This is a genomic window from Seonamhaeicola sp. MEBiC01930, assembly GCF_045277075.1.
GTDB lineage: Bacteria > Bacteroidota > Bacteroidia > Flavobacteriales > Flavobacteriaceae > Seonamhaeicola.
Genome location: NZ_CP104270.1, coordinates 1,790,299 through 1,802,036 on the forward strand (window position 1 = coordinate 1,790,299; position 11,738 = coordinate 1,802,036).

Genomic DNA, 11,738 nt, shown 5'->3' on the forward strand with positions numbered 1-11,738 from the left:
GTTTTGAATACTCAGAAAACATATGATATTATTATTGTAGGCGGTGGCATTGTAGGAGCTGCATCGGCTTATAAATTACAGATTAGTTTTCCTTCTCTAAAAATTCTTCTTATTGAAAAAGAAAACAGTTTGGCAGCACATCAAACTGGAAACAACTCTGGTGTTATACATTCAGGTTTGTACTATAAACCTGGTTCTGCTAAAGCAAAAAACTGTGTTGATGGAAGAAAGCAATTGGTTGATTTCGCAAAAAAGCATAATGTAAAACATGATGTTTGCGGAAAGGTGGTAGCCGCAGTTGATGAAAGTGAATTACCTTTTTTAGATAAAATCTTCAATAACGGATTAGCTAATAATACCGAGGGTATTGAAAAAATTGATGCCCACCAATTAAAAGATATTGAGCCTTATGTAGAAAGCATAGGCGGTATTTGGGTGCCTTGTACAGGAATTATTGATTTTAAAGGAGCAACCGAAACCTTTACCAATATTGTTGTTGCAAAACAACCAGAAAGCAAGGTTGTTTTGGGAGAAAAAGTTGTTGATTATTCACATGGAACAGATACCACTGAAGTAGTTACTTCAAAAAACAAGTATACCACTAAACACATGATTTTCTGTGGTGGTTTGCAGGCAGACCGACTGGCAAAAAAGGATAGGGTAAAACTCAAAGAACGGGTTGTTGGTTTTCGTGGAGATTATTATAACCTAACCGATGCAGCCAAAAGTAAAGTGAGGAATTTAATCTATCCAGTGCCTAACCCCGCATTTCCTTTTTTGGGTGTGCATTTTACCAGAATGGTTAATGGGGATGTTGAGTGTGGACCCAATGCGGTTTTAACCTTTAAACGAGAAGGCTACGGTAAAACAGATTTCAGTTTAAAAGATACGGTTGATGCTTTAACTTATTCAGGAACATGGAACTTGCTTATAAATCATACCGGTTTCGCAATAAATGAATACAGAAGAGCCTTTTCAAAAAGGAAATTCTTAAAAACATTGCAACGTATAATTCCATCACTAATTATGGAGGATATTGAACCTGGTAGAGCCGGCGTAAGAGCTATGTTATTAAAAGAAGATGGTTCTATGCAAGACGATTTTAGAATTGAATATAAAGACAAAAGTATTCATGTATTAAATGCACCATCGCCCGCTGCTACCGCATGTTTAGCTATTGGAGATAGCATTTGTGAAATAGCTGCCAAATATTTTAAACTGTTGTAGTTCAATAGAATGGGCATAAAATGACATTGGTAACTACATGCTGTCATTTTGTACATAATTTTTGAAGCTTATTAATTTTCTTAGTATTTTCATTAGCTAATGAAAATACTTAACAAAAATTTTTCTCAGGTTTTAGTACATATCCTTTTTTGGATGTTGTTTGTGTTTGTGTCACTTTTTGTTTTTTCAGATTTCTATTGGAAAGAAAATCCGTTTCTTCAATATTTATTCCTTTTGGTAATAATAGTTTATGCCAACAATTTATGGCTGCTACCTTTTTTTGTAAAGAAGAAAATGTATGTGATGTATATTTTTGTATTCGCCATCATTTCATTTTTAGCCACACAACTATATTGTTACACATTTGCCCAATGCGGATGTTCTGTTTTTAAATGCTTGAGCGACTATTTATGGCAGTCTTTGGTGCCCTTAATATTCTTCTCGTTTGTCTGGATGTTATACCGTTTTTTAGATGAACAAGAAAAGGTTGAAGCTATTAAAAAAGAGCATGTAGAAATGGAATTAAAGTTTTTAAAATCTCAGATAAACCCGCATGTGTTATTCAATAATTTGAACACAATTTATTCGTATGCTTTAGAGAAACCAAATGAAGTTCCTGATATGATTTTGATGCTTTCAGATAATTTAAAACATGTGTTATATGAAAGCAATTCTAAAAAGGTTTCCTTAGAAAAAGAGGTTCAGTTTATTGATAATTATATTAAGTTTCAGAAGATTCGTGTTGAGGGTGTTAAAGAGATTTTATATAAGAAGGAGATAGATTCTTATGAGTATCAAATAGCACCACTGCTTTTAATTACTATTATTGAAAATGCCTTTAAACATAGTGCTTTAAATAGTGATATTTCTATTTTTATTAAAGTTGAAGGCAGTGTTTTAGAATGTTTATGTGAAAATGGATTTAAAGATGTAAATGAAGTTGATAGTTTTAAAATTGGACTTCAAAATCTTGAAAAAAGGTTGGAGTTGATTTATAAAGATGCTTATGAGTTTAATATTGAAAAGGGAGAGGCTTTTAAAGTATATTTAAAAATAGAATTATAATGACCTGCATTATTATTGAAGACGAAATACCGGCTCAAAAAATATTACAAAACTTTATAGGTAAAATCCCAAGTTTAGAATTAGTGAATACCTATAAGGCCGCTATAGAAGCTAATTCGTTTTTAAATTCAAACACGGTTGATGTTGTTTTTCTTGATATAAATTTACCTGACATGTCGGGTTTAGATTTTATAAAAACCGTTAAAAACCCGCCTGCAGTTATCATGACAACCGCTTATCCAGAGCATGCCGTGAGTAGTTTTGAATTACAAACTATTGTTGATTATTTGGTGAAACCCTTTTCGTTTGATAGGTTTTTAAAAGCCATTAATAAGGCAAAGGATAGAATGGAAGTTGTGCAACCTTTGGAGGAAAGTAAAGGAGAAGCTATCTTTTTAAATGTAGATAAAACAATGCACAAAATTGTGCTAGATTCTATTCTTTACATTGAATCTGAACGAAACTATATCACGTTGGTTACGCAAACGCAAAAGTTTTCATTTATTGATTCGCTAAAGAATTGGGTGGAAAAACTACAAGGAAAGCAGTTTGTTCAGGTTCATAAATCTTACTTAATTAATACGGAATTGGTGGATAAGATTGCTGGAAATACCTTGTTCTTAGGTGGAAATAAAATTCCAATAGGAAGAACGTATAAATCAAATTTATTAAAAGTATTAGGTATTTAAGATTTGTATTTAAGTCCTTATCTTTAAACCATGCAATATGTTTCTAAGCTTCCAGATGTAGGTACTACAATTTTCACCGTTATGAGTGCTTTGTCAAAAAAGCATAACGCCATTAATTTGTCTCAAGGCTTTCCTGATTTTGATAGTGATAAAAAACTTATTGATTTAGTAAGTCAAGCCATGAATTCGGGGTATAATCATTATGCGCCTATGAGAGGGAATTTTGAATTGAGAGATGCTATTGGTAAAAAAATTAACTTACTTTATAATACAAGTTATCATCCAGAGACAGAGATTACCGTTACTGCTGGAGCAACTCAGGCAATTGCTACAATTATAACAGCTTTTGTGAGTAAAGATGATGAGGTTATTGTATTTCAGCCTGCTTACGATAGTTACCAACCTATGGTGGAGCTTAATGGTGGTTGTGTTGTGCCAATTCAAATGAAAGCCTCAGAAAACTTTAAAGTTAATTGGGAATTAGTAAAAGAGAAGATTAATAATAAAACAAAAATGATAATTATTAATTCTCCTCATAACCCAACTGGTTCTGTTTTTTCTAGCTCAGATTTACTTAAACTACAAGAGTTAACACAAGGTACTAACATTATTGTATTAAGTGATGAGGTTTATGAGCATATGGTTTTTGATGGTAAGAAACATCAAAGTGTATGCATGTTTTCAGATTTAAAAACAAGAAGCTTTATGGTAGCTTCTTTTTGTAAAACCTTTCATAATACAGGTTGGAGAATTGGGTATTGTTGTGCGCCTAAAGAATTAATGAAAGAATTTATTAAAGTACATCAGTTTAATGTGTTTTGTATACATCACCCCACTCAAAAAGGAATTGCAGACTATATGAAAACCCCAGATCATTATTTGCAATTACCTGAATTTTATCAAGAGAAAAGAGATTTGTTTTTAGAGTTAATTAAAGACTCAAGGTTTAAATTTACACCTGCAGGGGGCACGTATTTTCAATTGCTAGATTATTCTGAAATAACTAACGAATATGATGTAGATTTAGCCAAACGATGGACTATTAACAAAAAAATAGCTTCTATTCCATTGTCTGTTTTTAATTCAAATGGATTGGATGATAAAGTGCTTCGTTTTTGTTTTGCTAAAAAGGATGATACTTTAAAACGAGCTGCTGATATTTTAAACACTATTTAAAATGCAAGATTATTTAAAAATAGCTTTAATACAATCAGATATAGTTTGGGAAAACCCTGATCAAAATTGTATAGCATTTTCAAAAAAAATAGAATCTATTAATGAAGCTGTAGATCTTGTAGTGCTACCAGAAATGTTTACAACAGGATTTACTATGAATGCTGAACAAGTTGCTGAAAATATGGGTGGGTTTACCGTGGTTTGGATGAAAGAAATGGCATCAAAATTTAATATAGCCCTAGTTGGGAGTGCTGTGATTTTAGAAGGAGAGAGCTATTATAACAGATTATTGTTTGTTGAAGCCTCAGGAAGAATTACTACGTATGATAAAAAGCACACTTTTACTTTGGCTAATGAAGATAAAACATATGCAAGTGGTAGTGAAAGAGTAATAATTAATTTTAAGGGTTGGAAGTTATGTCCGTTAATTTGTTATGATTTACGTTTTCCGGTTTGGGCGAGAAATACAGTTGGATATGATCTGCTTTTGTACGTGGCTAACTGGCCAAAACTAAGGATAAATGCTTGGGATGCCCTATTAAAAGCTAGGGCAATTGAAAATATGAGTTATTGTATAGGTGTAAATAGAGTTGGTCTTGACGGTGTGAATATTGAATATTCCGGTCATTCAGCAGTTTATGACGTATTAGGTAGTGAAATGACTAACTTTCAATCCAATAAAGAACAAATAGATATTGTAACCTTAGAAAAGCAGCACATTAAGAAGTACCGGAATGCACTAAAATTTTTAGATGATAGAGATGATTTTACTCTTGAATAAAGTTTAATGTTGGAGAAAGCCCCCAATTGGCACGAACATCTTCGCCTAACTCAAAATGACTCACATGCTCGGGTTGAATCTTCTTTAGATAGTTTCCAGTATCAAACTTTTTATTTCCGTTCGCATCATGAATAATTCTGATGTTATATTTTCCAGGAGTTAAATTTAGAAAGTCTACTTGCTCAATCTCAGTTGAGTATTTTTCAGCTTTAACTTCTCCATTATTATCAGTTAACTGAATGATAATTGGATATTGGGCGTCTACTAGAGTAAGACGAGCAAAACCATAATCCGATTCTTTTTTTGTTGAAATGGAATAGTTTAAAGTGTCTGTGTTGGTTCCTTCAAAAAACCCTTTAAATGCCTCTGGTAATACCTTAATGTTATACCTGTTTTCATATTTTTTCTTGAAGTTAAAAATATAGGCGTTGTTTAATGTATCAAACCTTGTTGTGAAATCTACATTTGTAGAATCTTTATCAATAAATATGATTTTAGAATCATCAAAAGCAACAAAAGGTGTACTGCTGGTTAACTTAAATGGTTGTTCAAAATCTTTTCCAGATGATAATTCTTTAATAATTAGAGAGTCTCTTTCTTGAACAGAAATTCTAGCTGTAAACTCTTCCAGATAATCTTTATTAGTTACCTCAAAATCTAAAGAATCTACTTCTAATCTAGGTTTATACCAATAATATAGTGTGTCTGTTTTTTCGTCTTTTGTTATTTTATATTTAAAATCATTAGGCGTTTCAGAAAGAAGGTTAATTTTCATATTGGTATAATCACCCTCATAGCCAAAAGCTAATTTTTCACCAGAAATTAAACGTGGTTTAATAGCTTTAAAATCTAAATCTTCATGAAACAGTTTCATGGTATATAATGAATCTGTTGGTACATTAATAAATTCTTTATGAAATGCTATTTGATCAGATTTTTGTTGAAATTTATTGTCACCATTATTGTCTTTTAATGCCATTAATAAATATTTACCTTCTTTAACATTTTCAATTGAAAATGTTGTAAGACTATCTAGAGTGTTGGTTATATATTTAGGTACTTCTTTGTAAACAATAGAATCTGTAAAAGCAGAATCAACTTCGTATAATGCCACAGAAACAAAGGTTTCAGGTTCTTTTTGATAAGCGTCAACAATATTCCCTTTTACGGTTAGTGAATCTATATAATCTCCGGTTGAAAATACATATCTGTAATAAGGGTATGGATTGCCTTCATTGTTATCAGTAATGCTATTTCCAAAGTTAAAGGCATAAGTAGTATTTGGTTGAAGCGTATCAAAAATTTTAATTGTAATGTTTTTGCTAGAACTACCTAAAGGCCTAACCTCTGGTTGGGTTATCATTGGTGGCGAAATAATAAGCTGCTTTTGTAAGTCTTTAATCTTAATAAATTCGTCAAAATAAATTTTTATTTCAGTGTCTTCAAAATTAGTGGTGTAGTTTTCCGGAACTGACTTTGTTATTGCAGGAGGAGTTTCATCCTTGGGTCCTCCTTGTGGGGTACCACGATTAGCACAATTAATAAAAATGAAACTCAAAAAAACTATTAAAATAAAATTTGAAAGGGTTTTATTCATTACCAATTTTAAATTTTGCACAAACCTAAGCAATTTTAGAAAAATAACGGATAAATCAAGGTACTATTGCCATAGTAGCAATACTTATTTTAACGTTTGGTGCTTGGTTTAATACAGTTGCACAAGCTTCTAAAGTAGCGCCTGTTGTAATAATATCATCTACTATTAGAATGTGTTTATTTTCTATTGATTCAATATTTTTTAATGCAAAAAGTTCATTACTGTTTTTCCAACGAGAGAATCTGGTTTTTTGGGTTTGAGATTTGGTATTGGTTATTTTAACCAAGGTGTCTTCTAGATAATCTACATTTAGAGCCAGCGCAATTTGTTGACCAAATTTCGCCACCTGATTATAGCCTCTTTTTTGCAGCTTCTTTTTATGCAAAGGCACCGGAATAACGGCATCAATATTTTGGTAAGATTCAATGTTTTTTAATTCGCCACCAAGCCAAATTCCTAAAGTGTTACCTATGTTTTCATAGCCTTTGTATTTAAGTCCATGAATAAGTTTTTGCACAATACCTTGTTTTTCAAACCTAAAAAGCGCGGTACCGTTTTCAATTTTGATACGCCCGTAAAACACTTTTTTAACAGCATCATTATGGTCAATATGAAAATTAGTAATTGGTAAATCATGCCTGCAATCAATACAAATAGTATCCTCGTTGTCGTTTAATGGGTTTAGACAAGCGTAACAAACTTTTGGAAAAAATAAATTTACTAAGGATTTAAACATTTAAATGACATGTTGTTGTAAACTTAATCAAAAAATATATCAATTTTGGTTTAATTTTTATGCTCGAAAGCTTTCAGTTTCAAGGGGTTTTTTATTTTTGCACCTATGGCAAATCAAGATGATAAATTTAAGAAGGTTATTTCACATGCAAAGGAGTACGGATATGTATTTCAAAGTAGTGAAATTTATGATGGATTAAGCGCAGTTTATGACTATGCTCAAAACGGTGCAGAATTAAAGAAAAACATACGTGACTACTGGTGGAAAGCCATGGTACAGATGAATGAAAATATTGTGGGTATAGATGCTGCTATTTTTATGCATCCAACCACATGGAAAGCTTCAGGGCACGTTGATGCTTTTAATGACCCTCTTATTGATAATAAAGACTCTAAAAAGCGTTATAGAGCAGATGTTTTAATTGAAGACTATTGTGCAAAACTAGAGGCTAAAATTGATAAAGAAGTAAAGAAAGCAGCTAAACGTTTTGGTGATGCTTTTAATAAAGATGAATTTGTTTCTACAAATGGGCGTGTTCTCGGATATCAAGAAAAGATTAATGCTATTTTAACTAGAATGGCTAAATCTTTAGAAAATGAAGATTTAGCCGATGTAAAAGCATTGATAGAGGAACTTGAAATTGCTGATCCATTAACAGGTTCTAAAAACTGGACGGATGTTAAGCAATTTAACTTAATGTTTGGTACTAAGTTGGGAGCTTCGGCCGATAGTGCCATGGATTTATATTTACGCCCAGAAACGGCACAAGGAATTTTTGTAAATTTCTTGAATGTCCAGAAAACAAGCCGTTTAAAAATTCCTTTTGGAATTGCTCAAACCGGTAAAGCTTTTAGAAATGAAATTGTAGCAAGACAATTTATTTTTAGAATGCGTGAGTTTGAACAAATGGAAATGCAATTCTTTATTAAACCAGGTACGCAAAAAGAATGGTATGAACACTGGAAAGAAACTAGGTTAAAATGGCACCTTTCTTTGGGTATGGGTGAAGATTTATACCGTTTTCATGACCATGAAAAATTAGCACATTATGCCGATGCAGCAGCAGATATAGAGTTTAAATTTCCGTTTGGGTTTAAGGAGTTAGAAGGTATTCATTCAAGAACAGATTTCGATTTAAGTCAGCATGAAGAATACTCAGGGAAGAAACTTCAGTATTTTGATCATGAAGAAAATAAAAGCTATGTACCTTATGTTTTAGAAACTTCTATTGGTTTAGATAGAATGTTTTTAGCAGTTTTCTCAAATTCTTTACAGGAGGAAGAGCTGGAAAATGGAACCACAAGAACGGTGTTAAAATTACCTAGTGTTTTGGCGCCTGTTAAAGCTGCTGTTTTACCATTGGTTAAGAAGGATGGCTTGCCAGATGTGGCACGTAAAATTGTTGACGAATTAAAATGGGATTTTAACGTTATTTATGATGAAAAAGATGCGGTAGGTAGACGTTATAGGCGTCAGGATGCCAATGGTACGCCATTCTGTATAACTGTAGATCATGATACTTTAGATGATAATACCGTTACTATTCGTCATAGAGATACGATGGCTCAAGAGCGAGTAAAAATAGACGATTTAAGAGACATCATTAAAAAAGAAGTAGATGTGCGATCTTGGTTAATGAAGATGTAGGGCTTTTCTATAAAAGTATAAGTTTGAAAACAAAACCCCGAACAATTTGTTCGGGGTTTTGTTTTTAAATCATATTCAAGATATTAGATCTTCATCTGTCTATCAATCTGCTGATCTAAAGAAATAAAGGTCTCGGTTCTAGAAACACCAGAAATAGTTTGAATTTCGTCATTAAGTAAATGCATCAAATGGGCATTATTTTTACAAATAATCTTAATTAATACATTCCAATTACCAGTGGTGTAATGACATTCTAATACTTCAGGAACTTTTTTAAGCTGTTTTATAGCTTCTGGGTTATGAATAGCTTTGTCTAAGTAAACGCCAATAAAAGCAACAGTAGTATAGCCTAAAACTCTTGGGTTGATTACAAATTTTGAACCAGTAATTAAACCAGATTTCTCTAATTTACGTAAACGTTGATGGATAGCTGCACCCGAAATACCTACATTACGAGCAATTTCTAAGATTGGTGTTCTTGCATCTACCATTAGAGCACGCAAAATCTTTTTATCTATTCCATCAATGGTTAAAGCTTTGTCTTTTGATTTCATTTAGTTGGTTTCTTTTTATAAGACAAATATATTCATTTGATTTCAATTTAAAACTAAAAATTTACAATTGATTGTTCAGATAAACAAAATAATATATTAATGGTGTTTTGGTTATGATAAAGAATAGTTCTATAAATTTGTAACTAGGTACTCAAAAACAATAAAAATGAATAGAAAAATTTTAATTATGGCATCAGCTTTAGGTCTTATAGCAATTGTTTTAGGTGCCTTTGGTGCTCATGGGTTAAAAGAGGTAATTTCGGTTGAATCTCAAAGAACTTTTGAAACTGGCGTGCGCTATCAAATGTATCATGCTATCTTATTATTATTTGTAGGTAGCAATTCCTTAATAAGTATAAGAATGAAAAGAACGATTTATTATTTAGTAGTTTTTGGGGTGATCTTTTTTTCTGGCTCTATTTATGGTTTGGCAACTAATGAGTTAACGTCATTTGATTTTAGAAATATAGGGTTTATCACACCTATAGGAGGCTTCTTTTTTATTCTATCTTGGGGGCTGTTAATTTTTAAATTTTTAAGAAAAACAAAATAACCAGTATTTTTATTGTGTAAAATTCAAATAAAAACCATTAATTTTGCGTATAAAATAATTTATCATAATTTATGAATAGCGGCGCAAATTCTCCAAAAACTATTTCTCTTGAACGTTATGGCATTAAAAATGCAAAATTAAATTATCAATTATCGTCAGATGAACTTCATAAAATTTCTATTGATAAAGGGCTAGGACAGGAGGCTTCTTCAGGAGCTCTGGCTGTAAATACTGGTGAATTTACCGGTAGGTCGCCTCAAGATAGATTTATTGTTAAGGATGATATTACAAAAAACAGAATTTGGTGGGGAGATATTAATATTCCTTTTGATGCTGATAAGTTTGACAGACTATATAGTAAAGTAGTTAACTATTTATCAGATAAAGAAATATTTGTTAGAGATTGTTATGCTTGTGCTGATGAAAATTATAAGTTAAGTATAAGGGTAATTAATGAATATCCTTGGAGCAACCAGTTTGCAAATAATATGTTTTTAAGACCAACTTCTGAGGAGTTAAATAATTTTAATCCGCAGTGGACAGTTGTAAATGCTCCTGGCTTTATGGCAATCCCAGATGAAGATGGTACAAGACAACATAATTTTGCAATTCTTGATTTTTCAAAAAAGATAGCACTTATTGGGGGAACCGGTTATACAGGTGAAATTAAAAAAGGTATTTTTTCAGCTTTAAATTTTATACTTCCTGTATTTAAAAATACGCTACCTATGCATTGTAGTGCTAATATTGGTAAAGATGGTGATACTGCTATTTTCTTTGGGCTTTCAGGAACTGGAAAAACAACACTTTCAACAGATCCTAATAGAAGTTTAATTGGGGATGATGAACACGGTTGGACAAATGAGAATACCGTTTTTAATTTTGAAGGGGGATGTTATGCTAAGGTTATAAATCTGTCTAAAGAACAAGAACCAGATATTTATGGTGCTATTAAAAAAGGAGCTATTTTAGAGAATGTTATTCTAGATGAAAATGGTATCGTAGATTTTGCGGATACAAGTATTACCCAAAATACTAGAGTAAGTTATCCAATTCATCATATTGAAAATATTAAGATACCGTCAATAGGTAAAAACCCAAAGAATATTTTCTTTTTAACCGCTGATGCTTTTGGTGTAATTCCACCTATTTCTAAACTAACTCCTAGTCAGGCGGCCTATCATTTTATTTCAGGGTATACTGCTAAAGTTGCTGGCACTGAAGCTGGCGTTGTTGAGCCAGTTCCTTCATTTTCTGCTTGCTTTGGCGCACCATTTATGCCTTTGCACCCTGCAAAGTATGCTGAAATGCTGAGTAAAAAAATGATTGAAGCAGGAGTTAATGTTTGGCTTGTTAATACCGGATGGACTGGTGGACCATATGGAGTTGGTAAGCGTATGGAATTGAAGTACACCAGGGCTATGATTAGTGCAGTATTAAATGGAGAATTAGGATTATATAATTATGATGATTATCATATTCATTCTGTGTTTGGCGTAGCTCAACCAAGAACTTGTCCAGGTGTACCAACAAGTGTTTTAAGCCCTAGGAAAACTTGGAATGATGATAAGGCCTATTATACCATGGCGTTTAAATTGACGAATGCTTTTAGACATAATTTTAAAAAATTTGAAGCACATTGCAGTGAAGAGATAAGACGCGGTGGTCCTCAACGATATGCATTTTAAAAAAAGTTTGTGATAAGTAGATAAG

At 32.1% G+C, this 11,738-nt stretch carries 11 protein-coding genes; 8 read left to right on the plus strand and 3 right to left on the minus strand.

Features of this window, described 5'->3' with window-relative positions; translation table 11 throughout:
* The first annotated feature begins 3 nt into the window (after positions 1 to 3).
* From lhgO to N1F78_RS07825, 5 genes are all read left to right on the plus strand, one after another.
* The gene (gene lhgO / locus N1F78_RS07805; protein ID WP_406685615.1) at positions 4 to 1,227 is read left to right on the plus strand and encodes an L-2-hydroxyglutarate oxidase; all 1,224 of its coding nucleotides are present in this window, start codon (positions 4 to 6) and stop codon (positions 1,225 to 1,227) included.
* Between the two features lie 99 nt (positions 1,228 to 1,326).
* The gene (locus tag N1F78_RS07810; protein ID WP_406685616.1) at positions 1,327 to 2,292 is read left to right on the plus strand and encodes a sensor histidine kinase; all 966 of its coding nucleotides are present in this window, start codon (positions 1,327 to 1,329) and stop codon (positions 2,290 to 2,292) included.
* Entirely contained in the window at positions 2,292 to 2,981 is a 690-nt protein-coding gene (locus N1F78_RS07815; RefSeq protein ID WP_406685617.1) for a LytR/AlgR family response regulator transcription factor, read from the plus strand. Before N1F78_RS07810 ends, N1F78_RS07815 begins: the two co-directional genes overlap by 1 nt.
* 30 nt (positions 2,982 to 3,011) lie before the next feature.
* Positions 3,012 to 4,157, plus strand: a complete 1,146-nt coding sequence (locus N1F78_RS07820) for a methionine aminotransferase (RefSeq protein ID WP_406685618.1) — start codon at positions 3,012 to 3,014, stop codon at positions 4,155 to 4,157.
* Between the two features lies 1 nt (position 4,158).
* A complete protein-coding gene (locus N1F78_RS07825; RefSeq protein ID WP_406685619.1) occupies positions 4,159 to 4,938 on the plus strand; it encodes a nitrilase family protein in 780 nt (259 codons plus the stop codon).
* Here N1F78_RS07825 and N1F78_RS07830 read toward each other — a convergent pair.
* Both N1F78_RS07830 and N1F78_RS07835 read right to left on the minus strand, forming a co-directional pair.
* Positions 4,925 to 6,496, minus strand: a complete 1,572-nt coding sequence (locus N1F78_RS07830; RefSeq protein WP_406685620.1) for an Ig-like domain-containing protein — start codon at positions 6,494 to 6,496, stop codon at positions 4,925 to 4,927. The genes N1F78_RS07825 and N1F78_RS07830 overlap by 14 nt on opposite strands.
* Before the next feature lie 94 nt (positions 6,497 to 6,590).
* Entirely contained in the window at positions 6,591 to 7,271 is a 681-nt protein-coding gene (locus N1F78_RS07835; protein WP_406685621.1) for a ComF family protein, read from the minus strand.
* A gap of 105 nt (positions 7,272 to 7,376) precedes the next feature.
* On the opposite strand from N1F78_RS07835, the gene N1F78_RS07840 reads away from it, so the two are divergent.
* Complete coding sequence (locus tag N1F78_RS07840) at positions 7,377 to 8,918, plus strand: glycine--tRNA ligase (protein WP_406685622.1); 1,542 nt, start codon at positions 7,377 to 7,379, stop codon at positions 8,916 to 8,918.
* An 83-nt stretch (positions 8,919 to 9,001) separates the two neighbouring features.
* Here N1F78_RS07840 and N1F78_RS07845 read toward each other — a convergent pair whose 3' ends face one another.
* Complete coding sequence (locus tag N1F78_RS07845) at positions 9,002 to 9,472, minus strand: Lrp/AsnC family transcriptional regulator (protein WP_147134731.1); 471 nt, start codon at positions 9,470 to 9,472, stop codon at positions 9,002 to 9,004.
* A 166-nt stretch (positions 9,473 to 9,638) separates the two neighbouring features.
* On the opposite strand from N1F78_RS07845, the gene N1F78_RS07850 reads away from it, so the two are divergent.
* Together N1F78_RS07850 and pckA are read left to right on the plus strand one after the other, a co-directional pair.
* A complete protein-coding gene (locus tag N1F78_RS07850) occupies positions 9,639 to 10,025 on the plus strand; it encodes a DUF423 domain-containing protein (RefSeq protein ID WP_406685623.1) in 387 nt (128 codons plus the stop codon).
* 71 nt (positions 10,026 to 10,096) lie between these two features.
* On the plus strand, positions 10,097 to 11,713 hold the full coding sequence (gene pckA, locus N1F78_RS07855; RefSeq protein ID WP_406685624.1) for a phosphoenolpyruvate carboxykinase (ATP): 1,617 nt from the start codon (positions 10,097 to 10,099) through the stop codon (positions 11,711 to 11,713).
* Positions 11,714 to 11,738: the final 25 nt, after the last annotated feature.

Bases quoted from the DNA above. Each gene is read 5' to 3' on its own strand.
- N1F78_RS07815 (WP_406685617.1), top strand. From the start codon at position 2,292: ATGACCTGCATTATTATTGAAGACGAAATACCGGCTCAAAAAATATTA.
- pckA (WP_406685624.1), top strand. From the start codon at position 10,097: ATGAATAGCGGCGCAAATTCTCCAAAAACTATTTCTCTTGAACGTTAT.
- N1F78_RS07835 (WP_406685621.1), bottom strand. From the start codon at position 7,271: ATGTTTAAATCCTTAGTAAATTTATTTTTTCCAAAAGTTTGTTACGCT.
- N1F78_RS07845 (WP_147134731.1), bottom strand. From the start codon at position 9,472: ATGAAATCAAAAGACAAAGCTTTAACCATTGATGGAATAGATAAAAAG.
- N1F78_RS07840 (WP_406685622.1), top strand. From the start codon at position 7,377: ATGGCAAATCAAGATGATAAATTTAAGAAGGTTATTTCACATGCAAAG.
- N1F78_RS07810 (WP_406685616.1), top strand. From the start codon at position 1,327: ATGAAAATACTTAACAAAAATTTTTCTCAGGTTTTAGTACATATCCTT.
- N1F78_RS07820 (WP_406685618.1), top strand. From the start codon at position 3,012: ATGCAATATGTTTCTAAGCTTCCAGATGTAGGTACTACAATTTTCACC.
- N1F78_RS07850 (WP_406685623.1), top strand. From the start codon at position 9,639: ATGAATAGAAAAATTTTAATTATGGCATCAGCTTTAGGTCTTATAGCA.
- N1F78_RS07825 (WP_406685619.1), top strand. From the start codon at position 4,159: ATGCAAGATTATTTAAAAATAGCTTTAATACAATCAGATATAGTTTGG.